We start from the raw sequence: 21,670 nt of genomic DNA on the forward strand, positions 1-21,670 counted from the left end.
GCGGCCGGGCGGCGGGCCGGTTCAGACCCGCTCGCCGGTCACGTCGTACAGGTGGTGCACCGGGTCGTGGATCAGGTACTGGGCGAAGGTCTCCACGGTGAAGCGTGCGCCGTCCGTCCGCAGGCCGGTGCGCTGCCACTGGACGCCGGACACCCGTGCGAAGGACTGCGCCAGCCGCTCGGCCGCGGCGGCCAGGTCGGCGCTCACGACGGCCGGGTCCTGCTCGCCGTAGCGCTCGGCCACCGCGGTCTCGTCCTGGTCCCAGTTGGCGAAGGTCGGGTCGTCCTGCTCGAGCATCAGCGCCAGCCGCCGGTCGAAGAGCCGGAAGACGTCGCGGACGTGGCAGGCGTACTCCAGGGTGGACCACACCTCCGGCTGGGGGCGGCGGCGCAGCCCGGCCGGGTCGGCCGCCAGCAGCTCCACCCAGGAGGCGGCGTTGGCGCGCACCATGCCGGGCACGTTCTCGCGGACGACGGCCGGGGTGTCCAGGCCGCAGTCGTCGCAGGAGCGCTCGAGGACCCAGGTCCAGTCCTTGGTGTCAGGAGTGATCATGCGTCCAGGATGCCGCCGGCCGCGCCGGGCCCACCAGTGGCGGTAACGCCAGCCGTCGCCAAGATGCTGCCACCCCGCTGCCCGTACGCGGCGCGGGCGGCCCGGATCTCGGCCAGGTGCTCCCGGGTCCAGGCGCAGGCCGCGTCGATCGGCCCGAACAGGGAGCGGCCCAGCGGTGTCAGCGCGTACTCGACCCGCGGCGGGTTCTCGTCGTAGGCGGTGCGCAGGACCACGCCGTCGCGCTCCATGGCGCGCAGCGACTCGGCGAGCACCTTGGGTGTGATCCCGGCGAGCGGCACCTTCAGCTCGGAGAACCGGCGCGGGCCGGCCTCCAGGCAGCGCATGATCTTCCAGCCCCACTTCTCGCTGCCCCGGACGGGCGGCCGCGGGTCGCCGTCCGCGCAGTCGGCGAAGAAGTCCGCGGTGAGCGGGGGAAGCGGCGGGTGCTCTGCGGGCGGCGGGGCCGGCCGGTCTGCTGCGGTCGACCGGTCTGCTGCGGTCGACCGGTCTGCCGCGGTCGGCGGGTGCGGGCGGGCGGTCATGGTCCCGACGGTACTGCCGGGGGCGCCGATACCGTTGAAGTAACCGGTACTTGTCGTCCTACCGTCGCCCCCGAGGCCGGCGACCGCGCCGGCCCTTTCCCGGACAGGGGTGGTCGTGATGGCGGTAGTGGTGTTCGGAGCGGGCGGACGGGTCGGGCGGGCCGTGGTGGCCGAGGCGGTCCGCCGGGGCGTCCCGGTGACGGCGGCCGTCCGCGCACCGGAGCGGCACGCGGATCTGGCCGGCCCCGGGGTGACGCTGGTGGCCTGCGACGCCGCCGACCCGGACGCGGTGGCAGCGGCCGCGGCCGGGCACGAGGCCGCAATCGGCTCGCTGTACCGGGCCGACGTGCCGTCCACCGGCTTCTACCGGTCGACCACGGCCGGACTGGTGGCCGGGCTCGGCCGGGCGGGCGTCGGGCGGCTGGTCAGCGTGGGCGTGGCCACCACGCTCGCCACGACGCCCGGGGTGCTCGTCCACGACGTGCCCGACTTCCCCGCCGAGTACCGGGCCTTCTCGCTCGGCCACAGCGCGGCGCTGGACGTGCTCTCGGCGGCCCCGCAATCGCTCGACTGGGTGGTGGTGACCCCGCCCATGGACCTGGGGCACGACGGCGTCCGGACGGGCCGCTACCGGGTCGGCGCCCCCGTGCTGCCGGAGGGCGGCGGGCACATCTCGCACGCGGACCTCGCGGTGGCCGTACTGGACGAGATCACCGCGCCCGCGCACCACCGCGAGCAGATCGGCGTGCGGGCGTAGCGCCCGCCGACTGCCACGGGCCGGGGCCACCGGAAACCGTTGGCCTCCGGGGCCGGGGCCCGCCGAGAATGACCGGATGAGCCTCGCCTCCCCCGCCACCTGGACCGTCACCGCGGTGCCCGTCGACCATCCGGACTCCGTCACGGTGCTGCGCGCCTACATGGACGAGCTGATCAGCCGGTACTACGGGCGGCCCGCCGAGGAGGAGGAGATCGCCAAGCTGATGGCGGACAACGCCGACCTGCTCGACGGCCGCGGGGTCTTCCTGCTCGCCCGGGCCGGGGCGGCCCCGGTCGCCTGCATCGGCATCCGCTGGATCGCGCCCGGCACCGGTGAGCTGACTCGGGTGTTCGTCACCCACCGGGCCAGGCGCGGCGGCGCGGGCAGGCGGCTGGTCGGCGCGGCCGAGGATGCCGCACGGGAGCGCGGCGCCACCCGGATCCTGCTGAACACCCGGAAGGACCTCACCGAGGCCATCGCGCTGTACACCGCCCTCGGCTACCGGCCCACCGACCCGTACGGCGACGACCCCTACGCGGAGCTGTGGCTGACGAAGGACCTCGGGTGAGGGAATTCGGTGGCACCGCGCCGACCGGGCGGGGCATCCTGCCGGGCGTGATCATTCGTGAGGCAACCCAAGCGGACTGGCCCGCCATCTGGCCGTTCCTCCGGCAGATCGTCGCCGCCGGCGACACCTTCACCTGGCCCCGGGACATCACCGCGGACGAGGCCCGCACCTGGTGGCTCAAGGAGCCGCCGGGCCGGACGGTCGTCGCGGTGGACGCCGACGGCACGGTCCTCGGCACCGCCGAGACACACCCCAACCAGGCCGGCCCCGGCTCGCACGTCGCCAACGCCGGGTTCATGGTCGACCCGCGGCACTCCGGGCGCGGCATCGGCCTGGCCCTCGGCGAGCACGTCATCGCCCAGGCCCGCGCCGACGGCTACCGGGCCGTCCAGTACAACGCCGTGGTCGCCACCAACACGCGGGCCGTGGGCCTCTGGAAGTCCCTCGGATTCGAGACCGTGGGCACCGTCCCGGAGGCCTTCCGGCACCCCGAACTCGGCTACGTCGACCTGCTGGTGATGTACCTCAAGCTCTGACGGCCCGCAGGTGCCCCGGTCCCTCAGCCGGTACCCAGGGCGGCCCGGAGGCGGAGGGCGAGGCCGTCCATCTCCTCCGGGCCGACCGCCGGCTCGGCGCCGAGCAGACCGAACACCCGCGGCCCGCGGAACTCCGCGGGATGGTCCACACCCCGCGGGACGACGTGGAAGTGGACGTGCGCGAAGCCCTCCGCCTCGGCGAACTGCGCGACGTACGTCTTCGCGCACCCCGTCACCTCGGCCAGCGCCCTCGACAACCGCACCTGCCAGCGGCCCAGCCCGGCCGCCTCCTCGTCCGTCAGCCCGGCGAGCGAGGTGACGTGCCGCCGGGGCACCAGCACCAGCCAGCCCGGCAGCGAGGAATTGAAGGCGTGGGCGACCCGCCAGTACTCGTCCCCGCCGATCAGCTCGCGCGGGGCCGACCCGTCGGCCTCGGCCGTCCGTTCGCAGGTGTAGCAGTCCATGGCGCCGAGCCTAGAACGCCGCGTGAAGCCGTGTCAGCGGCTCGTGTCGTCGTCGTCGATCGCACAGATCGCGTCGATCGACGCCTGCCCCAGACCGGGGAGCAGCGACGACAGCACCTCCGCGCACACCGCTGCCTCCTCGGGCGTCTTCGGCCCGTCCGCGAACGCCGGAGCAGGCGCGGAGAACACGGTGACAGCCGCGGCGATCGCAACGACGGAAGCAATCTTCTTCAACATGGAACGGCCCTTCGGGTCGGTGGTGGAGAGGGATTCCACCACTACCCGAAGGGCCGTCAGGGCCTGTGAACCTTCCGCCGTTCGTAGGCGTGTCAGCCGCGCGGCAACCCGGCGGCCGCGCGCATCACCGGTACGGGCTGCCGCCCGCCGGCGGCTGCTGCTGCGGGTACTGGTGCTGGTACGACTGGGACGCCCCGTACGGCTGCGGCTGCCCCTGACCGGGGTACGGGGACTGCTGCGGCGGGAGCTGCTGCGCACCCGGCCCGTACGGCGGAGGAGTCGGCGGCACGAACCCGCCACCACCACCGCCACCGTTGCCGCCGCCACCGCTCCCGTTGCCACGGGAACGCTTGACCAGCACGATCACGCCGCCGATCACCACCAGCGCGAGCACACCGACGATCGCCAGCACGTACACCGGGATACCGCCGTCGTCGCTCTTGGACGCACTGCTACCCGGAGCCGTGCTGTCCCCGGCCGGCTTGGACGCCGCAGAGGACGGCTTGCCCGACGGATCGGCCTGCGACTCGCCCCGGGTGAGCAGCGGGTTCTCCTTCGGCCCGTTGTCCACCGCAGGGTTCGGAGCCAGCGCACCCTTCGCGGAGGCGATGCCGTAGCCGTACTTGTTGTTCGGCACGGACGACTTGTCCGGCGGCGGGTAGGCCGACTTGATCATCCGGTTGACGACCTGACCCGCGGAGAGGTTCGGGTACTTGGCGCGGACGAGAGCGGCGATGGCGGAGACGTAGGCGGCCGCTCCGGAGGTACCGTTGCCCTTGCCGTAGCTGGAGGCTGACTTCGCGGTCGCGCTGTAGATGTCGACGCCGGGTGCGGCGAGGGTCACCTCGGGTCCGTTGTTCGACTTGGACCAGATGTTGCCCTGCTGGTCCACCGCTCCCACTGCCACGACGCCGGGAAACGCGGCCGGGTATTCCACGGGGCGATCCGGGCCAGAGTTTCCGGCCGAGGCGACCAGCACCACGTCCTTGTCGACCGCGTACTTGATGGCCTCCCGGACGCCCTCCTCCGTACTGGTACCGGAGATCGACATGTTGACGACCTTGGCTCCGTTGTCAACGGCATACCGCAGGCACTTGGCCAGGTTGCCGGAGATGGTGGAACCACTGTCGACATCGAAGGTTCCGATGCGAACAGGAAGAATCTTGGCCTTCGGCGCCAGACCCATGACCCCGGCCTGGTCGCCGTGGCCATGGCCAGCAATCAGGCTGGCCATGGCCGTGCCATGACCGACCTTGTCGGTCTTGTAGTCCAAGCCTTCGCCGGAGCAGTCCGTACCCGGAAGCACCTGCCCGGTGAGGTCCTGGTGGTCGGCGACACCTGAGTCAATGACCGCCACAGTGACGTTCTCGCCCTGACTGATGGGCCAGACATCCCTCGTGGCGTGGTAATTGTTCAATGCCCACTGGCCTTCGCGAACGGTATCCGCGCTCGCCGGTGCGGCACTGATCCCCCACAGGAGGGCGCCCGCAGCGAGTACGGCCATACCTCGCATCGGTCGGTTGGTCGTCAAGCCGTCGTCACCTCATCCGTCCGGCGGGCGTCTCGTCGGCGGTGCGACGAGACGCCCGATCAGGTTTGGGCCCGTTCCGGGGCGCTGGGGATCATTCCACCACGTTGGGGTTGGTGCGCTCCCCCGACGCCCAGGTCTCCTCGTCCTCGACGAGGTAGTCCGGGCGCCGCTTGTCGTTCTTCTTGTCCTTCTTGCCGCCGGCCTGGGAGCCGGGCATGCCGTGGCCGCCCGCACCCGGAGCGCCCTGTCCGGCGCGGCCGCGACCGAGGCCCGACCCACCCTCGGTGAAGGCACCACGGCCTGCACCGCCGGCACCGGCCTCGCCGACCACGCCGCCGCCCCGCCGGGCGAGACTGCCGCCGGCACCGCCGCCCGCCGTCTTGCCCGCAGAGCCGGAGCCGAGGCCGCCGCCACCCATGCCGCCGGCACCGAAGGCGTTCGTGCCGCGGCCGAGGCCGCCGCCGCCCGTACCGCCGGTCCCGCTCCGACCGAGCGTCGAACCGCCCTGGCCGCCCGAACCGCCACGGTTGCCACCCGACCCCAAGCCAGCGTCGACAACTCCTCCGCCGCCGCCCGTGTGCTGGCCGCCCGAACCGCCCAGTCCGGGCTGGACGGGGCCCGTGCCACCCGTCCCGGGCGGACGGTTGCCGACGTGGACACCGTCGATACCGGTACCCGGACCGACCGGCGTGGGAGTCTTGGGCTTCGGCGTCGGATTGGCAGTGCCGCCGCTGATCCCGTTGTCGGTGATTCGCGCGGGCGAGGTCTTGGGAGACTGCGGCGAAGTGGTCGAGGTGGAACGGCGAGCAGTGGAGGTCCCTGAACCGGTGCCGGATCCGGAGCCGCCGGCAAGTCCGAGGCCGCCTCCCACGAGCATGCCGCTGATCGCGCCGGCAGCAGACGAGTCCGGTGCCGGAAGGTCCTCGATCTCTTCCCGGGGAACGCGCGGCGGCGGCTTCAGGTAAGTAGTAGCCGTACGGTACTTGGCCGCCAGCGTCTCCATGACCGCGACCGCCTGGGCCTTCTTCTCGTCGGACACCGCCGTGCGGGTGTCCTCGTCGTCGACGCCCACCGTGGACTTGGCGGTATCACTGATCGCGTCGCCGGCCTTGTCCCAGAAGCCCGGCTCCTCGGGCATGTCCTGCTTCGCGGTGTCGATCGCCTCGGACATCATCTGCATGGTGATGGCCGCGTCATTGGCGTACGCGGCCGCGTTGTTGACCGCGTTGGCGAGCCTCGTCATCTTGCTGTAGAAGGCGTCGCTGGTCGCGCCCTCCCACGAGGACGTCGCGTCGGCCGACGCGGTGTTCAGCGCGGTGCGGATCTGCTTGAGGGTGTCGGCGGCCTTGCGCCATGGGTCGCCGGCCGCCATCACGCCGCCGGAGTCCATGGACTGCACCATGCTCCGCATGTCGCCGTGGCTGTACCCGTTGAAGTTGGTGTATCCGCTCATGCTCGGACGCCTTCCGTCCCCGTCCCGAAATCGGCCTCAAGCTGGCTGTCCCTGTTCAGGACACCGGTCCCTACCATGACGGTTGCGGGTTGCCGCTGCCGGCGGGAGAACTGCCGGCCGGCCCCTTCGGGCCGACTGCGGGACCGCTCGCGCCGGGCTTGTAGGCCGCGGTCACAGGGGTGGCCGTGTTGCCCACCGACCACCCGTCGGAGTTGACCTTGAGAGACCGCGAGGTCTCGTGCTCCTGCTCCTCGTAGTTCCGCGCCGTCAGCTCCGCCTTGTGCTGGGCCTCTTCGATGGCGTCCTGCAGGGCGTCCAGAACGTCGCGCAGACCGTCGCGCATCGCCTCGTACTTGGCGTGCAGCGCCTCGGCCTCCGGGAAGGTGCCGAAGGCCGACCGCCCGACCCCACTCTGGCTGTGCACCCGTGAACCGCCCGCGGCGGTCTCGAACTCGCTCAGCAGTCCTCGGACCTGCGACGCGAATGCGCGCAGGCCGTCCACTTCCACGCGGTAGCCGGAACCGCTCCCCGTGCTCACGTCTGTCGTGCCTCCCCCGTACATCCCTGCCGTCATGACCCGGGCCTGACCCTTAATGTCTAACACATGCCACGTCAAGCCAAAACCGCCCCCTCACGGCGGACTCGGGGCCCGGGTGCTGACCTGCGGGCCCGCCGGCGCCCACGAACTGTCTGACCGTCAGGCCGTGGCGGCGGCCAGGGCGCGGCGGCAGAGGGAGTCAGCGCGGCGGGTGGTCTCGGGCAGCCGGAAGGACGGGGTGAGCTTCAGGGTGGTCTCGACCGCCTCGGCCAGGCCGATGCGGTGGCCCACGGAGACGAACACCGGTTTGACGCCCTGGCGGGTGCGGACGGCGCGGCCGACCTCCTCGCCGCTGTCGACCAGGGGCGACCAGGCGCCGCGTTCCGGGCCGGGCGGCTCGTAGGTGAAGGTGAAGGGGTTCTTGGCGACGCCGATCGTCCGCAGGCCGGTGTGGACGCCCAGGTGGCTGGCGAGGCCGAGCCGGCGCGGGTGGGCGAGTCCGTACCCGTCGCAGACGACGAGGTCGGGCACGCGGCCGAGGCCGTCGAGGGCTTCGAGGACGGCCGGGAGCTCACGGAACGCCAGCAGGCCCGGCAGGTAGGGAAAGGCGACCGGTCCGACGGCGGTGGCCTGGTCGACGAGCTCCAGGGTGTCGTAGTCGAGCAGGACGGCCGCGGCGGCCACCACGTCCCGCTCGTCGTCGTACGCGACGTCCACGCCGGCCACCAGCGAGCCGGAGGCCGGCGCGGGCCCGGTGGCCGACACCATCGGTCGGAGGCGCTGCTGTTGGGCGAGCGCGCCGGCCTCGTCGGTGGGCCAGTCGGCAGGTACGGTCACGTGTCCCCCAGTGTCGCGACGTCGGTCGGACGATCACCGTACCGACTGCCTTCCGGCGGGGGCGCAGTGCCATGGCACTGACAGCGGCCGGGTGTGAACCCGTGCGCCCCTCGTGCCCGGCATATGCACGATTACGCTGGACGTAGAGGCCCTCCACGCCGGGTAGACCTCTCCCAGGGCCCCACCGAACGGACTCCCACCGCCGACACCGCGTGAAGGACTGACCGCCATGCCGCGCCCGACCCTCCCCCAGCTCTGCACCGGCACCTTCACCGTCGCCGTCTCGGCCGTCGCCCTGTTGGCGGTCTCCGGTTCCACCGGGGTGTTCGAGGTCGTCGTGCTCGTGGCCTTCGCCGTGGCGCTCGGCACGCTCGCCACCGCGCTGTTGATGACGCTGTCCGCCCAGCGGCGCCTCGCCCGTACCCCGCAGCCGGGTGCCACGGGCGCGCCCTCCGCCGCCACGGTGCCCGAGCAGCGACCGGAGTACGCGGGCCGGGCCTGACCCACGACGTTTCCCCCGGGCGGCTCCGGGGACCATGGTTCCGCGGGCCGCGGCCGGTCCCTGACTCCGGCCGCGGCCCGCGGTCGTCCGCTCCCGTTCCTACGGGGTGCCACGCGGCGGAGCGGCCGTCAGACGGCGGACACCACCACCGTCTTCGCCGCCTTGTCGTGGATGCACTGCCGGTACGGCTTGTCGAAGACGCCGAACAGGAGGTCGATCGGCCACCAGAGGCCGCCGCAGCAGATCAGCGCCGGAACCACGAAGGTCGCGGCCCGGGTCCAGGCCGCGGCGGCGTTCGGGACGCTGCCGTCGGCGAGCATGGCCACCCGTACCTTCATCAGCTTCTTGCCGAGCGTCTGGCCGTCCCGGCTGAGCATCAGGCCCTCGTACACCAGGAAGAGCAGGTATCCGAGCCAGGTGGCGCCGACCCAGCCGTCCTGCTTGCCGAAGCTGGCGAACGGCACGACCAGCAGCACCGCGACCGCCTCCACCAGCAGGAAGTCCACGAAGGTGGCGACGATCCGGTTCGGCCAGGTGCCGAGCGGGGGCATCCCGGGGACGGGACCGGCACCGGGCTCCGCCCCCGGCTGCCGGGGCGGCGGAGGGGGAGGTGCACCGCCGCCGGGCGGGGCCCCGTAGGTACCGGCGTAGTCACCGGGGGTGTCGTACGGGCTCCCCGCCTGCGGCGGAGGCGGCGGCGCGCCGTACGGATCGGACGGCGCACCGGACGGCGCGCCCTCCTGCGGGGGCTGCTTGTCGAAGGAGGGCTTGCCGCCCCCTTCCGGCTCCTGGCCCGAGGGGTCATTGGTGCTCATGCACCGAGTAGAACACCGCAAATGCCATGGAATCGGGACATTCGCCCTGTTTGCCGCCGGGTCGCGGGGCCGCAGCCGGGCGCCGGGACCGGCCGCGGAGGCGGCGGCCCGGCACCTGGCGCGATGACGGCGGATCAGCCCTTCACGACGCGGGTGCCCGCCGCCCTGTCCTGCCAGCCGCGCCGGGTCCGCCGGTCGAAGAGCGGCCACAGCAGGCCGACCGGCATCAGCACCGCGAACTGCCTGACGACCCATCGCACCAGCGACCGGCCGACCGAGGGCGGCTTGCGGCCGCCGCCGCGCCCGGCGCGGACGTCCACCACCCGGACCCGGGCGAGCCGCTTGCCGAAGGTCTGGCCGGTGCGCGCCGTCGGCAGCACCTCGTACAGCAGGCCCAGCAGGACGAGCACGCCGAGCAGCACACCCGCCTTGCCGAGGACGACCTCGTCGACCAGCCAGACCCGGACCTCGTGGCCGGCCAGGGCGGAGGCCGTCCGCGCCTGTTCGAGCTTCGTGTGGATGTGGGCGACCGCCGACGTCCCGAGCGGCACACCGGCCGCGACGGCGACCACGAGGACCACGAGCGAGTCCACCACCCGGGCGGCCAGCCGCCGCCCCAGCCCGGCGGACTGCAGCGGTGCCGGTTTGGGCGCGGCCGCCTTCCGCGACTCCGACGGGCGGGACTCGGGCGTACGGACCCCGGACGGGCGGGTCGTGGACGGGCGCGGCTCCGAGGGGCGCGACTCGGTGGAACGGGGACGGGACGGGCGCTGCTCGGCGGTACGCGGCCCGGCCGGCTTCTGCTGCGATCCGGGCCTCCCCCGGCCCGCCTGCGGCACGGCCCACCCGGGTCGACCCGGCCGGCCCGGCGCCGGGACGGCGGGCGCCTCGGCCACCCGCACCGCGGCGGGCCGGGCAGCGGCCTCCGCCACGGCGGGCACGGCGACCTCGGGCACGGTCGGCGCGATGGGCGCAGCCGTACGCGGCCCCTCGGCGGGCGACTCGGCCACCTCGGGAAGCGTCACCGCCTCGGGAAGCGTCACCGCCTCGGGAAGCGCCGCCGGCTCGCGGACGGGCTCGACGGCCTCCGCGGCGCCCTGGAGTTCGGCAGCCTCCGGGGCGGCCTCGGGCTGCACCTCCGGCTCGGACGGAACCTCCTCGGCGGCTTCCGGCGCGTCCGGTGCCGACGTCGTCTCCGGCTCCGGACCCGCCTCGGACTGCTCGGGGCCGGCCGGGGCCGCGGGCGTCGCCCGCACGGGGGCCGGGGCCGGGAAGGAGGGCGGCGCTGCGGCGTGCACCGCGTCGGCCCCGTCGGGCGCCTCGGCGTCCGATCCGGCGGGAAGCACGCCCCAGGACACCCAGCGCGGCGCGGCGCCCGTCTCCAGGAGGCCGCGCTGCGCCCGCGGGTCGGCCTGCCACCCGGACGCACCCGCCCGTGCGGGGACGGCCTCCGCCGCGGTGTCGCCGGTCGCGTCCCCGGGGCCCGGCAGCAGGGTGACGGGCGGCACGACGGTGGGCGGCACCGAAGTCGCCGGGACGGGCCTCAGGGCGGCCGGCTCGGACCGCAGCGCCTCCACGTCCGCGCGCGGCCGGAGCTCCAGCTCGGCGTGGGCCGCCATCACGAAGGAGGCGCCGGCGGAGGTCTCGTCGAAGTACACCGGCCCGGTCTGGGTCTCCGAGGCGGAGAGCGGCGGCGAGGGCCAGTCCGGCAGCGACGGCATGGCCGGCGTCGGTGCCGGGCCGCTGCCGTCCTCGGCGGGGGCCGCCCCCGCGGGTGCGAACACGTCGAACGCGGCGTCCCCGGCCGTCTGCACCCCCGACGGCCGCGGCTCGGACGGCGGCACGGCGAACGGGCCGGCCGGCGCCCCCTCCCGGACGGGCGCGGCGGGCGGCGGGGCCGCGGTCGGCGGGACGACCGGCGGCGTGTGGCGGTTGCGGATGCGGGGCGGCTCCAGCACCTCGCCCTCCGCCGGGGCTGGGCGGGTGGTGCCGGGCACCCACCCGGTGCCACCCCAGTAGCGGACGAAACCCGGGATGGACGGGTCTGGGTAGTAGCCCGGCATGGGGCCGACGGCGGTGTCCGCGGCCCCGCCGTTGGGCCGGTCCGTCATGCGGTTCTTCTTTCGTGGCAGCGCCGATGGCGCTTGGGGCGCAGGCGCACAGTCGCCAGACAGTCACAAAGGGTAGTACCTCGGGCCCTGCCTTCCCGGCGGTTCTCGGGAAAACACTCCTTCCGGAACCTGTGTAAGAACTCGCGCGGACACCCCTCTCCTCCGGTGGAGGGGCCGAGGTGCGGCCCCGCGGAGCGGAGAGGGACCGGTCATGGAGCAGACGCCGAGCGTGGTCGAACTGGAGCTGGAGATGGAGCTGGTGCTGTCCCCCGAGCGCAGCGTCCCGGTGCCGGCCCGGCTCTCGTACGGCAGCCACGACCCGTTCGCCGTGCACGTGACCTTCCACCTGGACACGGGCAGCCCGGTGACCTGGGTGTTCTCCCGGGACCTGCTGGTGGAGGGGACGTTCCGGCCGTGCGGACAGGGCGACGTGCGGCTCTGGCCGAAGCGGTCGGGGCGGCGCGGGGTGCTGTGCCTGGCCCTGAGCTCGCCGGCGGGGGACGCGCTGTTGGAGGCCCCGCTGGCGGCGGTCGCGGGGTGGCTGGAGCGGGCGCACCGGCTGGTACCGCCGGGCGGGGAGCTGGCGGCGCTCGACCTGGACCACTGCCTGGCCGAGTTGCTGGCGTGAACGGCGGGCGCGGGCGGCCCCACGCCCGGGTGAACGGCCACCCGCCCGCCGCGCTCCATGTCCGGGTGAACGGCCACCCGCCCGCCGCGCTCCATGTCCGAGTGAACGCGGCCCACGCTCCGTACGGCCCCCGGACGGGCCCTAGACGCCGGTGCGGCTGGGTTCCGTCGCGGGGGCGGGGCGCTGCTCCGGGAAGCGGAGGAGCGGTTCGCCGGCGGCGCGGCGGCGGGCCGTGACGCGGCCGGCCGCGACGGCCAGGAAGCACAGCCCGACGAGCGGGTAGACCGCGGCGGGCAGCTGGTGGAGCGGCGAGAGGTGCAGGTCGAGGTCGCCCTTGTGGGGGACGACCCACATGCCGAAGGACAGGAAGGCGATCAGGGTCGCGCCGAGGATCACCCGCCAGCGCAGTCGCCGGACGGCGGCGGGCCGGGTCCGCTCGTGTGCGGCCTCGGCGGCGAGGAGCACCAGGACGGGCATGCACCACACCCAGTGGTGGGTCCAGCTGATCGGCGAGATCAGGACGGCGGTGACGGCGGCGCAGCAGATGCCCCAGGCCTCGCCGCGGGGAAGCCAGCGGGCGCTGCGGTGGGCCCAGGCGGCAGTGGCGAGTCCGGCGACGGCGACGGCGGCTCCGGCGAGGGTGGCCAGGGTGCCGGGGTCGGCGGTGTGCAGGAGTCGGGCGACGGCGCCGCGGACGGACTGGTTGTCGACGATCTCGGTCTTGCCGACCCGGGAGGAGTCGTAGAGGTACTTCGTCCAGAAGCCCCGGGTGGCGTCGGGGAGCAGGACGGCGCCGAGGGCGACGGTGCCGAGGAAGGTGAGGCCCGCGGTGAGGGCGGCGCGGACGCGTCCGGTGACGAGCAGGTAGACGGCGAAGAGGCCGGGGGTGAGCTTGATGCCGGCGGCGATGCCGATGGCGACGCCCTTGGGGAGGCGCCCGAGCAGTCCTGTGCCGGTGCGGGCGGGGTGGTCGGCTCGGCCGAGGTCCCAGAGGATCAGGCAGGCCAGGACGAGGTTGATCTGGCCGTAGCGCAGGGTGGTGAAGACGGGTTCGAGCCAGACGCCGAGACCGGTGGCGAGCACCACGCCGACGGGCCTCAGTTCGCGGCGGGGCCAGCCCGCGAGCTTGAAGGAGAGGTGGGCGAGGACGCCGAGCAGGGCGATGTTGCCCGCGGTGACGGCCACCCGGAGGACGCCGATGCCGAACCAGGTGGTCGGCACGAAGAGCATCGCGGCGAACGGCGGGTAGGTGGCGGGCAGGTTCCACTCGGTGACGCGCAGGGCGTAGAGGTCGTGCCCCTGGGCGACGGCGGCGCCCTCCGCACGGTAGACGATCATGTCGACCATCGAGGTGCCGACGAAGTGCCGGACGGTCGCGTAGGTCAGCAGGGAGAGGACGGCCAGTGCGGCGGCCGCGGTGAGCGGGCCGCGCGGTGCCTCCCGGAGGGCCCGCAGGGGCGCGCCGAGGACCGTCGTCCGGCGTTCGGGTGCAGGTCCGGACTGCCGCTCGGGCTGCCGGCCGGGGGCCCGGTCGGCCTCTCGCACCGCTGTCACATTCCGCTCCGTCCGCCGGTGAACCGGCTAGCGACACTACCCGACGCGGCTGCTCCTTGAGGCACGACGGCGGACGCGGCGGAGGAGTCACCGCGGGACGCGGAAAGGGCGGCGCCCTCCGGCCCCGTGTTCCGGAGGGTGCCGCCGTGTTCCGGCGCCCCGGGCGGGCGGTCGGGTCCCGCCCGGGGTGCGCGGAGGCCGTCAGCCGGTGTACGCCCCGAAGGCGCGGGTGAAGGCGAGCGGCTGCTGGTCGATGCTGCTGCAGGTGGCGTCGGCGTACTGCTTGGCGCCGCCGGGGCAGGCCTTGTCGCGGGTGCCGGACCACATGGCCAGCCAGGCGAGGTGCTTGGTCTTGGCGAACTCGGCGACCTGGGTGGCGTCGGCCACGGTGAAGACCTCGCTGGCGACGTCGTTGACGCCGATCATCGGGGTGACGGCGACCTTGCCCCAGGCGGCGGCGTCGGAGAGGCCGAGGACGCCCTTGACCTGGGCCTGGGTGGCGGTGGCGGCGTCGATGGCGTACTTGCCCATGCGGCCCTGCGGGTTGGGGGCGGCGCCGTCGCCGTAGTCCATCGCCATGATGTTGACCGCGCCGATCTGCACGCCGTTGTCCTTGGCGTTCTTCACCAGGTTGATGCCGTCCTGGGTGAGGCCGCTGGGCAGGGCGGGCAGGGTGAAGGAGACGTCCAGGGCCTTGCCCTTGCCGGCGGCGGTGCGCTGGAGCTGGGCGACGGCCTGGGCGCGGCGGGTGTTGGCGGCGGTGTTGGCGAGGGCGCCGCCCTCGACGTCGAAGTCGACCTTGGTGAGGCCGTAGGCGTCGACGGCCTTCTGGTAGGCGGCGGCGAGGTCGCCGGCGGAGGAGCAGGCGGTGGCGAGTTCGCTGCCGTTGGCGCCGCCGAAGGAGACCCGGACGTCGCCGCCGGCCGCGCGCAGTGCGCCGATCTGGGCGGCGACGGCGTCGCTGTTGAGGTCGCTGACGCCGCCCCACTTGGGGGTGCAGCCGCCGCCGGAGACGATGAACGCCAGGGTGTAGTGCTTCACGCCGGTGGCCTTGGCGGTGCCGACCAGGTCGAACGCCGGGTAGAGCGAGGTGTCGACGTAGGGGGCGAAGCGGCCGCCGCCCGGGGTGCCGGTGGAGGTCGGCGTGGGCGAGGCGGTGGTCTTCGTCGCGGTGGGGGTCGGGGTGGCGGTCGGCTTGGTGGAGCCGGTGGGGCTGGTGGACGGCTTCGGGGTGGCGGTGGTGGGCCGGCCGGACGGGGTCGGCGTGGGGCCGGTGCCGCTGGAGCAGGAGACGTTGTTGATCAGGCAGTGCGCGGGCTCGGCCTGGGCGCCGCCGGAGCCCTGGACGACGAAGCCGACGTTGACGGTCTTGCCGGGCTCGATCCGCTTGTTCCAGGCCTCGGGCTTCACGGTGACGTGCTGGCCGGAGGCGCTGAAGGTGGCGTTCCACAGCGAGGAGATCTTGGCGCCGGCCGGGAGGTCGAAGCTGAGCGTCCAGTCGTCGATCGCGGCGGAGGCCGGGTTGGTGACCACGTACTGGCCGGTGTAGCCGCTGTCCCAGGTGCTGGTGCGGCTGTAGGCGGCACCGAGCGAGGAGGCGCTCGCGGACGTGGCGAGGGCGACCACGCCGCCCGCGAGGATCACGGTGGCGACCGCCGAGGACCCGATGATCGCGCCCTTGCGGCTGCGACGGCGGCGTCCCTGGCGACGGGTGGGCTGGCTCGGCATGGTCGGCGTACCTCCGCTGAGAGGGGTCGGGCCGGGTCCCCTGACGACCCGGGCGCCGCAGACGCTACCGGCCCGTAACGGTGGTGAATCCGCTGCTCAGGAAGGGGTGAGCCTCTCTTAGGGAGCTCTTAAGGCACCTGCCGCGGGCCGCCCTCTGGCCCGCCCTCGGCGGACCTACTGCACGCCTGCGGCGCGCCGCCGGGCCTGCCGGACGCGGCGGCGGCGCCCGGCCCGCTGGGTGTCCCCCGCCGGGCGGGTCTGCAGCCGCAGCCGGATCTCGGCGCCGCCGAGCCCGGCGGAGCGGCCGAGCGCGAGGTCGCCGCCGGTGGCCTCGGTGAGCTTGCGGACGATGTCCAGGCCGAGGCCGGTGGAGCCCTCGCCGCCGTGGCCGGCGCCGCGTTCGATGGCGGTCTCCGGGTCGGTGAAGCCGGGGCCGGCGTCGCCGACCAGGACGATGACGGAGCTGTCGGTGGCCAGCACGTCGACCGAGAAGGCGGTGCCCATGGCGGTGTGCCGGAAGACGTTGCCGAGCAGGGCGTCGATGGCGGCCGCGAGGTCGCCGCGCTGCACCGGCACCTGGACGGGCGCGTCGGCGCCGGCGAGCTGCCAGGGCCGGCCCTCGTCCTCGGCGAGCGCCGACCAGAAGCCGACCCGCTCGCGGATCACCTCGGCGGCGTCGCAGCCAAGCTGGACGGCGGGCGTCTCCTCCCGGCCGCGCCGGGCCGAGCGGATGATCTGGTCGACCTCGCGCTCCAGCTGGGCGACGGCGTGCCGGGTGGCGTCGGCGGCGTCGCCGTCGCCGAGGGAGGCCGCGTTGAGCCGCAGCACGGTGAGCGGGGTGCGCAGCCGGTGGGAGAGGTCGGCGGCGAGTTCGCGTTCGGCGGCGAGCAGGTGGACGACCCGGTCGGCCATGGCGTTGAAGGCGTGGCCTGCCTCGCGGAGTTCCTCGGGGGCGCCCTTGGCGCGTTCCCCGTCGACGGCCACCCGGACGGCGAGGTTGCCGGAGCCGAGCGAGCGGGCCGCGCCGGCCAGCCGGCGGGCGGGGCGGACGATCCGGGCGCCGAGCCGGTCGGCGACCAGGACGGCGATCGTCACCAGGGCGAGGGCGACCAGGGAGAGCACCAGCCAGGCGGTGCCGACGCCGCGGCTGAGGTCGGCCTCGGCGACGTACACCTCGACGACGGCGATCCTGCCGTCCTCGACGGCGACCGGCTGGAGCAGGGCGAATCCGCCGGCCACCCGGACGGTGAAGGAGCGGACGCTGCGGGTGCTGCCGTCGCCGCCCGCGGTGGCGACGTCGGCGTCGGCGGCCCGGCCCTCGCCGACCACGCCGCCGGAGGGCAGGTGGACGGCGACGCGGTCGTGCGCGCCGGCGTCGGTGGAGGCGACGGCGCGGGCGATCGGGTCCTGGTCGGTGGTGATGGCGAGGGCCGGGCCGAGCGCGGCGGCCTGCCGCTCGGCGGCGGTGAAGGCGCGGTCGCTGGCGGTCTGCTGCACCATCAGCCCGAGCGGGATCAGGAACGCCAGCGCGACCATCGTGGTGCCCGCGACCGCGGCCTTGACGAGGGCCCAGCGCAGCGAGCGGGTGAAGCGGGGCCGGCGGCCGGAGGGTGCGTCCGCGGCGTTCGGTGCCGCCGGGGCCGCCTCCGGACCGGTCGGCCCGGTGCCGGAAGGCCTCATGTCCGGCGGCCCACCGGATCGGCGACCGCCCCGGTCGGCGCCTCCAGCCGGACCCCGACACCGCGGACGGTGTGCAGGTAGCGGGGGCGGGACGCGGTCTCGCCGAGCTTGCGGCGCAGCCAGGACAGGTGGACGTCGATGGTCTGGTCGCCGCCGTACGTCTGGCGCCAGACCTCGGCGAGTATCTCCTTGCGCGGCACGACCACGCCGGGCCGGGCGGCGAGGAAGGCGAGCAGGTCGAACTCACGGCGGGTCAGGTCGAGCGGCCGGCCGTCGAGTGCGGCCTCGCGGCGCTGCACATCGATGGCGAGCCCGCCGACGCGCAGCACCTGCGGGGCGGGGGCGCTGCCGCCGCCGAGGCGGCGCAGCACGGCCGCCATCCGGGCCGTCAGGTGCTCGGGGGAGAACGGCTTGACGAGGTAGTCGTCGGCGCCGGCGTTGAGCAGGCGGACGATCTCCGCCTCGTCGTCGCGGGCGGTGGAGATGATGACGGGCACGTTGGTGAGTCCGCGGATCATCTTGAGGGCCTCGCTGCCGTCGAGGTCGGGCAGGCCGAGGTCGAGGATCACCAGGTCGCAGCCGACCTGGGCGACCTCGCGGAGTGCTTCCAGCGCGGTGCCGACGCTGCGCACCGCGTGTCCGGTCTCGGCGAGGTGTCGGATCAACGCGGAGCGTACGAACGGGTCGTCCTCGACCACGAGCACTGTTGCCATGGCCCTGCACGGTACGGCATGGACCGCCCATTGGTCTGTACCTCGGGCGTTATGCGTTGTTTGACCGGGGTGTGGCGGAGAGGTTTCACAGCTTTGCCGCAACCTTTCACGGGATTGCCGGGCCCGGGGCGCTGCGGGCGCCCGGGATGCGGCAGGATGTGCGGACGATGCGGAGCGGACTGGTACAGATCGGCGCCTGGGCGGTGGCCACCGGAGCGGCGGTGGCGCTGTCCTGGTGGGGCGTGCACACGGTGCTTTCCGAGGCGGGCTTCGAGCGGCCGCAGGCGGTGCCGCTGCCGTCGGCGACCGTCGCCGGGATGCCGAATCCGCCGTCGCCGGTGGCGGAGACGACCGTGACGGCGCCCGAGCCGACGCCGTCGGCCGACTCCCCGTCGGCGGGTTCGCCGTCGGCGAGCCCGACCCTGCCGAGCCCGATCCGGACGGCCTCGCCGAAGAAGTCGGCTTCGCCGTCGTCGGTGCGGAGCTACCTGGTGCCGGGTGGCCGGGTGGCGCTGGACATCCACCCGGACCGGGCCGAACTGGTCTCGGCGACCCCGGACCCGGGCTGGCAGATGCAGGTGTGGAACGGCGACCACTGGATGCGGATCGACTTCTCCAAGGACAACAGCGCCAACTCGGTCTTCGTCACCTGGAACGGCCACCCCCCGGACGTCCAGACCGTCGTCCGCTGAGCTCCGGCCCCGCGCCCCGGGGGATCACCACCCGACGGTGTTCGGGCTGACGTAGCCGGGGAGGTAGGGGCCGGTGTAGCGGCTGCGGTCGACCAGGGTGTGCCGCACCGGTCCTGCGGTGCCGATGACGGCGAGGACGACCGTGCCGTGGCGGTCGCTCAGTTCGTAGGGCTCGGCGACGGGCAGTGCGCCGCGGTCGACGGCGTAGTCGTAGGCGTAGTAGGCGTCGGCCACCCGCAGGCCCACCTCGAGGACGCCCTCGCCGTGGTCGGCGAGGTGCCGGGCGAGGCTGCCGCCGGGCCGTGCGGCCGAGCTGAGGACGTAGCGGGTGCCGCCGGACTCCAGGACGTAGGAGTGCAGGTGCGGGTTGCCGGTCTCCGGGCCGGCGTAGGCGGTGCAGCGCATGCCGAGCGCGGTGCGGTACTCGTGGGCGGCGCGGCGGGCGTCGCGGACGGCGAGGACCAGGGCGTCGGTGGCGGCGAGCGGGCCGCTGCCGCGGGCGGCCCGGCCGTCTGCGGGGAGCGGGGCGGCGAGCGGGTCCGGGCGGGCGTGGGGCGTGCGGGGCTCGCGGTACCGGGTGTTCGCGATGTGCTCGGTGCGGTGCGGGGCGTGCTCGGACATGGCGGGCCTCCCGGGTCGTCCCCGGGGGCGGTGCGGGTGGGTGCTGGGCCGCCCGCGGGGTGTGCAGGAGAGTGGCGCGGCTCACACCGTCGCGCAACTGTTCCGTTTCCTCCTGGGCAAGGTGCCCCGGGCAACCGGACAATGGCCGCACCCACTGGACAGATTGCCCACCGGGTCGACCACCCGTCGGGCCCGCCTATCGGACGGAGCGGCCGTGCACTCCCCCAACGACGCCATCGACGCCCTCGACGGGAAGCTCATCCGGCTGCTGAGCGAGGAGCCGCGGATCGGCGTGCTGGAGTGCTCGCGCCGGCTGCAGGTGGCACGCGGCACGGTGCAGGCCCGGCTGGACCGGCTGCAGGCCCGCGGGGTGATCGGCGGCTTCGGCCCGCAGGTCGACCCGGCCGCGCTCGGCTACCCGGTGACGGCGTTCGCGACGCTGGAGATCTCGCAGGGGCAGGGCAGCGACGTGCGGGCGCACCTGGCGGCCGTGCCGGAGGTGCTGGAGCTGCACACCATTACCGGGCAGGGCGACATGCTGGTGCGGATCGTCGCCCGGTCCAACGCGGACCTGCAGCGGGTGATCGACCGGGTGGTCGGCTTCGACGGGATCGTCCGGGCGTCGACGGCGATCGCCCTGGAGAACCCGGTGCCGTACCGCATCCTGCCGCTGGTCGAGCAGGCCGCCCGGGAGTAGGCCGGGCCGCGGCCGGGCCGATGCGGTGTCAGCAGCCGGGCACGGAGCCGCCGCTGTCGATGGCGTTGAGGGCGGCGACGGCGGAGGCGAGGGTGGTGACCGGGACGAGCTGCAGCCCCTCGGGGGTGTCGACCTTCGCGTCCGAGCACTCGGAGGCGGGGACCAGGAAGACGGTGGCGCCGTCCCGGGCGGCGGCCCGGGTCTTGAGCGAGACGCCGCCGACCGCGCCGATGATGCCCTGGTCGTCGATGGTGCCGGTGCCGGCCACGATCCGGCCGCCGGTGAGGTCGCCGCCGTGGCCGTTGCCGGCGATCTTGTCGATGATGCCGAGGCTGAGCATCTGGCCGGCGCTGGGGCCGCCGATGTCGCCGAGGTCGATCTTCACGCCCACCTGGGAGGGCGACAGGTTGAGGTAGGAGAGCGCGGCGGTGGTGGCGCTGTCCTGGGACTCGGCCATCTGCTGGGCGGTCTCCTGCTCGGCCTTGCCCGGGTCGCGCGCGGGGTAGACGGCCTCGGTGGGCAGCACCGCCTCGTCCTCGCGCGCCCAGGCCCGCAGGGCGGTGCGGAAGCCGATCTTCTCCCCGGCGTTGGTGGCGGAGATGGTGGTGGCGAGGAGCTGCCCGCTGGTGGTCCGCACCGGCTTGCCGGTGACGGTGATGACCGGGACGCCCTTGTAGCTGCCGAGGGTGTCCGCGGTGACACCCGGCTGGGTGAGCGTGAACGGCAGCGGCACGAACGCCGTGACCGCGAACAGCGCGAGCACCAGGCCGGTGCACAGCGCCAGGGCGCGGGTCTTGGGGGCGGTCAGGGCCGGGGGCAGCTTCGCAGGAGACACATCCCGCATCGAACCACACCCGCGGCCCCGCCCGGACCCCGGACGGGATCAGCGCAGCGCGTCGGCGACCTCGGTGGCGGCCTCGACGACGCGGGGGCCGACCCGCTCGGGCACCAGGCCGTTGAGCATCACGACGCCGACGCTGCCCTCGATGCCGCTCAGGCCGACCAGGGCGGCCGCGGCACCGCTGGCGCCGGACTGCTCCTCCGCGCGGGTGATCACGAAGCCCTGTTCGGGGCGGCGCTGGTTGGGGAAGCCGCGGGCCTCGAGGATGGCGCGGCCGGCCGCGCTCTCGTCGAGCGGGTGGCGCAGGCCGGTGCGGTAGGCGACGTGGAAGTCGGTCCAGCTGGGTTCGACGACGGCCACGGCGAGCGCCTCGTTCCCGTCGACCAGGGTGAGGTGGGCGGTGGCGCCGAGGTCCTCGGCGAGGCTGCGCAGGGCGGGCAGCGCGGCCTCGCGGAGCAGCGGGTGGACGCGGTGGGCGAGGCGCAGCACGCCGAGGCCGACCCGGGCCCGGCCGCCGATGTCGCGGCGGACGAGTCCGTGCTGTTCGAGGGTGGCCAGCAGGCGGTAGACCACGGTGCGGTTGACGGCGAGCCGGGCGGCGAGCTCGGTCACGGTGAGCCCTCGCTCGGAGTCGGCGAGGAGCTTGAGGACCCGGACACCGCGGTCCAGGGTTTGGGAGGTTTCTGCAGTCACGACGCGCAAGTCCTTTCCGCGGCGGTCACCGGTCCGGCGCTGGGGCTCGGGCCGGGACGGAGGTGTCACGCGCAGGTGGGGTGTCCGCGCTGGAGAGGGGAACTCGGCGCCATCGACGAGGGCACAACTCCGCGGTGCCCGTCTCGGATCTGGGTGGTCGTTCGAGCGAGCGTGGGGGAAAGGTAGTGAACTCTCGGCAGCCTGCGGAAGTAGTTGTCCAAAATTCGGTCAACATCGACGGAAAGTCGTGACGCAAAAGCGGACAAGATGCCCATAATTCCGGGCCCCATAGCTCAAATGTTCGATATCTGACCGGACTCCGGACAGAGTGCACTGCCGGACGGGGGTCGGCGCGGGCCACCACCGGGGAATCGAAGGCC

At 74.2% G+C, this 21,670-nt stretch carries 24 protein-coding genes; 7 read left to right on the forward strand and 17 right to left on the reverse strand.

The window, feature by feature from the left end; genetic code table 11:
* Window positions 1-21 precede the first annotated feature (21 nt).
* Together ACQ614_RS13495 and ACQ614_RS13500 are read right to left on the reverse strand one after the other, a co-directional pair.
* Window positions 22-552 carry a DinB family protein gene (locus ACQ614_RS13495; RefSeq protein WP_431678795.1) on the reverse strand — a complete coding sequence of 177 codons (531 nt, stop codon included), beginning with the start codon at window positions 550-552 and terminating at the stop codon, window positions 22-24.
* Window positions 549-1,094 carry a winged helix-turn-helix transcriptional regulator gene (locus ACQ614_RS13500; RefSeq protein WP_431678796.1) on the reverse strand — a complete coding sequence of 182 codons (546 nt, stop codon included), beginning with the start codon at window positions 1,092-1,094 and terminating at the stop codon, window positions 549-551. The genes ACQ614_RS13495 and ACQ614_RS13500 overlap by 4 nt, the downstream gene beginning before the upstream one ends.
* 118 nt (window positions 1,095-1,212) lie before the next feature.
* On the opposite strand from ACQ614_RS13500, the gene ACQ614_RS13505 reads away from it, so the two are divergent.
* The 3 genes from ACQ614_RS13505 (at window position 1,213) to ACQ614_RS13515 (ending at window position 2,955) form a co-directional block, all read left to right on the forward strand.
* On the forward strand, window positions 1,213-1,851 hold the full coding sequence (locus tag ACQ614_RS13505; protein ID WP_431678797.1) for an NAD(P)-dependent oxidoreductase: 639 nt from the start codon (window positions 1,213-1,215) through the stop codon (window positions 1,849-1,851).
* A gap of 76 nt (window positions 1,852-1,927) precedes the next feature.
* On the forward strand, window positions 1,928-2,419 hold the full coding sequence (locus ACQ614_RS13510) for a GNAT family N-acetyltransferase (protein ID WP_431678799.1): 492 nt from the start codon (window positions 1,928-1,930) through the stop codon (window positions 2,417-2,419).
* Window positions 2,420-2,466: 47 nt separating this feature from the next.
* Entirely contained in the window at window positions 2,467-2,955 is a 489-nt protein-coding gene (locus tag ACQ614_RS13515) for an N-acetyltransferase family protein (RefSeq protein WP_431678800.1), read from the forward strand.
* 23 nt (window positions 2,956-2,978) lie between these two features.
* On the opposite strand, the gene ACQ614_RS13520 is transcribed toward ACQ614_RS13515, so the two are convergent.
* The 6 genes from ACQ614_RS13520 to ACQ614_RS13545 form a co-directional block, all read right to left on the reverse strand.
* Complete coding sequence (locus ACQ614_RS13520) at window positions 2,979-3,419, reverse strand: HIT family protein (protein ID WP_431678802.1); 441 nt, start codon at window positions 3,417-3,419, stop codon at window positions 2,979-2,981.
* Between the two features lie 33 nt (window positions 3,420-3,452).
* Window positions 3,453-3,656, reverse strand: coding sequence for a hypothetical protein (locus ACQ614_RS13525; RefSeq protein WP_431678803.1), 204 nt, complete (start codon window positions 3,654-3,656; stop codon window positions 3,453-3,455).
* Between the two features lie 124 nt (window positions 3,657-3,780).
* Window positions 3,781-5,187 (reverse strand): type VII secretion-associated serine protease mycosin, encoded by a 1,407-nt coding sequence (gene mycP / locus ACQ614_RS13530; protein WP_431678805.1) that lies wholly within the window; start codon window positions 5,185-5,187, stop codon window positions 3,781-3,783.
* A gap of 91 nt (window positions 5,188-5,278) precedes the next feature.
* Window positions 5,279-6,640: a WXG100 family type VII secretion target gene (locus ACQ614_RS13535; protein WP_431678807.1), complete on the reverse strand. Its 1,362-nt coding sequence runs from the start codon at window positions 6,638-6,640 to the stop codon at window positions 5,279-5,281.
* 70 nt (window positions 6,641-6,710) lie between these two features.
* Window positions 6,711-7,178 (reverse strand): hypothetical protein, encoded by a 468-nt coding sequence (locus tag ACQ614_RS13540; protein WP_431678808.1) that lies wholly within the window; start codon window positions 7,176-7,178, stop codon window positions 6,711-6,713.
* 159 nt (window positions 7,179-7,337) lie between these two features.
* Window positions 7,338-8,015, reverse strand: coding sequence for an endonuclease V (locus ACQ614_RS13545; protein ID WP_431678809.1), 678 nt, complete (start codon window positions 8,013-8,015; stop codon window positions 7,338-7,340).
* Window positions 8,016-8,244: 229 nt separating this feature from the next.
* On the opposite strand from ACQ614_RS13545, the gene ACQ614_RS13550 reads away from it, so the two are divergent.
* Complete coding sequence (locus ACQ614_RS13550) at window positions 8,245-8,517, forward strand: hypothetical protein (RefSeq protein WP_431678811.1); 273 nt, start codon at window positions 8,245-8,247, stop codon at window positions 8,515-8,517.
* 128 nt (window positions 8,518-8,645) lie between these two features.
* Here the strand turns inward: ACQ614_RS13550 and ACQ614_RS13555 are convergent, their stop codons facing one another.
* Entirely contained in the window at window positions 8,646-9,332 is a 687-nt protein-coding gene (locus ACQ614_RS13555; protein ID WP_431678812.1) for an RDD family protein, read from the reverse strand.
* Window positions 9,333-9,466: 134 nt separating this feature from the next.
* Window positions 9,467-11,443 carry an RDD family protein gene (locus ACQ614_RS13560; RefSeq protein ID WP_431678814.1) on the reverse strand — a complete coding sequence of 659 codons (1,977 nt, stop codon included), beginning with the start codon at window positions 11,441-11,443 and terminating at the stop codon, window positions 9,467-9,469.
* Window positions 11,444-11,654: 211 nt separating this feature from the next.
* Between ACQ614_RS13560 and ACQ614_RS13565 the strand changes: the two genes are divergently transcribed.
* On the forward strand, window positions 11,655-12,071 hold the full coding sequence (locus tag ACQ614_RS13565) for an SsgA family sporulation/cell division regulator (protein WP_363487639.1): 417 nt from the start codon (window positions 11,655-11,657) through the stop codon (window positions 12,069-12,071).
* Between the two features lie 141 nt (window positions 12,072-12,212).
* Here ACQ614_RS13565 and ACQ614_RS13570 read toward each other — a convergent pair whose 3' ends face one another.
* From ACQ614_RS13570 to ACQ614_RS13585, 4 genes are all read right to left on the reverse strand, one after another.
* Window positions 12,213-13,625: a glycosyltransferase 87 family protein gene (locus ACQ614_RS13570; RefSeq protein WP_431678816.1), complete on the reverse strand. Its 1,413-nt coding sequence runs from the start codon at window positions 13,623-13,625 to the stop codon at window positions 12,213-12,215.
* 201 nt (window positions 13,626-13,826) lie between these two features.
* Window positions 13,827-15,353, reverse strand: coding sequence for a glycoside hydrolase family 18 protein (locus ACQ614_RS13575; protein ID WP_431678817.1), 1,527 nt, complete (start codon window positions 15,351-15,353; stop codon window positions 13,827-13,829).
* A 174-nt stretch (window positions 15,354-15,527) separates the two neighbouring features.
* Window positions 15,528-16,931 carry a sensor histidine kinase gene (locus ACQ614_RS13580; RefSeq protein ID WP_431683914.1) on the reverse strand — a complete coding sequence of 468 codons (1,404 nt, stop codon included), beginning with the start codon at window positions 16,929-16,931 and terminating at the stop codon, window positions 15,528-15,530.
* Between the two features lie 98 nt (window positions 16,932-17,029).
* Window positions 17,030-17,746: a response regulator transcription factor gene (locus ACQ614_RS13585; RefSeq protein ID WP_363487645.1), complete on the reverse strand. Its 717-nt coding sequence runs from the start codon at window positions 17,744-17,746 to the stop codon at window positions 17,030-17,032.
* Between the two features lie 167 nt (window positions 17,747-17,913).
* Here ACQ614_RS13585 and ACQ614_RS13590 point away from each other — a divergent pair, with 167 nt between their 5' ends.
* Window positions 17,914-18,438 carry a hypothetical protein gene (locus tag ACQ614_RS13590; RefSeq protein WP_431678818.1) on the forward strand — a complete coding sequence of 175 codons (525 nt, stop codon included), beginning with the start codon at window positions 17,914-17,916 and terminating at the stop codon, window positions 18,436-18,438.
* Window positions 18,439-18,462: 24 nt separating this feature from the next.
* On the opposite strand, the gene ACQ614_RS13595 is transcribed toward ACQ614_RS13590, so the two are convergent.
* On the reverse strand, window positions 18,463-19,059 hold the full coding sequence (locus tag ACQ614_RS13595) for a VOC family protein (RefSeq protein ID WP_431678820.1): 597 nt from the start codon (window positions 19,057-19,059) through the stop codon (window positions 18,463-18,465).
* A gap of 214 nt (window positions 19,060-19,273) precedes the next feature.
* Between ACQ614_RS13595 and ACQ614_RS13600 the strand changes: the two genes are divergently transcribed.
* On the forward strand, window positions 19,274-19,756 hold the full coding sequence (locus tag ACQ614_RS13600; RefSeq protein WP_263105176.1) for an Lrp/AsnC family transcriptional regulator: 483 nt from the start codon (window positions 19,274-19,276) through the stop codon (window positions 19,754-19,756).
* Between the two features lie 28 nt (window positions 19,757-19,784).
* On the opposite strand, the gene ACQ614_RS13605 is transcribed toward ACQ614_RS13600, so the two are convergent.
* Together ACQ614_RS13605 and ACQ614_RS13610 are read right to left on the reverse strand one after the other, a co-directional pair.
* Complete coding sequence (locus ACQ614_RS13605) at window positions 19,785-20,591, reverse strand: hypothetical protein (RefSeq protein WP_431678821.1); 807 nt, start codon at window positions 20,589-20,591, stop codon at window positions 19,785-19,787.
* 48 nt (window positions 20,592-20,639) lie between these two features.
* Window positions 20,640-21,290 (reverse strand): IclR family transcriptional regulator, encoded by a 651-nt coding sequence (locus ACQ614_RS13610; protein ID WP_030271919.1) that lies wholly within the window; start codon window positions 21,288-21,290, stop codon window positions 20,640-20,642.
* Window positions 21,291-21,670 lie beyond the last annotated feature (380 nt).

It is taken from the genome of Kitasatospora dryopteridis (assembly GCF_050749075.1).
In the GTDB taxonomy this organism is placed as follows: Bacteria; Actinomycetota; Actinomycetes; order Streptomycetales; family Streptomycetaceae; genus Kitasatospora.

What these genes read in the sequence shown, in the direction of transcription:
- ACQ614_RS13495 (WP_431678795.1), bottom strand. Translation starts at nt 552, where the DNA reads ATGATCACTCCTGACACCAAGGACTGGACCTGGGTCCTCGAGCGCTCC.
- ACQ614_RS13500 (WP_431678796.1), bottom strand. Translation starts at nt 1,094, where the DNA reads ATGACCGCCCGCCCGCACCCGCCGACCGCGGCAGACCGGTCGACCGCA.
- ACQ614_RS13505 (WP_431678797.1), top strand. Translation starts at nt 1,213, where the DNA reads ATGGCGGTAGTGGTGTTCGGAGCGGGCGGACGGGTCGGGCGGGCCGTG.
- ACQ614_RS13510 (WP_431678799.1), top strand. Translation starts at nt 1,928, where the DNA reads ATGAGCCTCGCCTCCCCCGCCACCTGGACCGTCACCGCGGTGCCCGTC.
- ACQ614_RS13520 (WP_431678802.1), bottom strand. Translation starts at nt 3,419, where the DNA reads ATGGACTGCTACACCTGCGAACGGACGGCCGAGGCCGACGGGTCGGCC.
- ACQ614_RS13525 (WP_431678803.1), bottom strand. Translation starts at nt 3,656, where the DNA reads ATGTTGAAGAAGATTGCTTCCGTCGTTGCGATCGCCGCGGCTGTCACC.
- ACQ614_RS13535 (WP_431678807.1), bottom strand. Translation starts at nt 6,640, where the DNA reads ATGAGCGGATACACCAACTTCAACGGGTACAGCCACGGCGACATGCGG.
- ACQ614_RS13550 (WP_431678811.1), top strand. Translation starts at nt 8,245, where the DNA reads ATGCCGCGCCCGACCCTCCCCCAGCTCTGCACCGGCACCTTCACCGTC.
- ACQ614_RS13555 (WP_431678812.1), bottom strand. Translation starts at nt 9,332, where the DNA reads ATGAGCACCAATGACCCCTCGGGCCAGGAGCCGGAAGGGGGCGGCAAG.
- ACQ614_RS13560 (WP_431678814.1), bottom strand. Translation starts at nt 11,443, where the DNA reads ATGACGGACCGGCCCAACGGCGGGGCCGCGGACACCGCCGTCGGCCCC.
- ACQ614_RS13565 (WP_363487639.1), top strand. Translation starts at nt 11,655, where the DNA reads ATGGAGCAGACGCCGAGCGTGGTCGAACTGGAGCTGGAGATGGAGCTG.
- ACQ614_RS13575 (WP_431678817.1), bottom strand. Translation starts at nt 15,353, where the DNA reads ATGCCGAGCCAGCCCACCCGTCGCCAGGGACGCCGCCGTCGCAGCCGC.
- ACQ614_RS13585 (WP_363487645.1), bottom strand. Translation starts at nt 17,746, where the DNA reads ATGGCAACAGTGCTCGTGGTCGAGGACGACCCGTTCGTACGCTCCGCG.
- ACQ614_RS13590 (WP_431678818.1), top strand. Translation starts at nt 17,914, where the DNA reads ATGCGGAGCGGACTGGTACAGATCGGCGCCTGGGCGGTGGCCACCGGA.
- ACQ614_RS13595 (WP_431678820.1), bottom strand. Translation starts at nt 19,059, where the DNA reads ATGTCCGAGCACGCCCCGCACCGCACCGAGCACATCGCGAACACCCGG.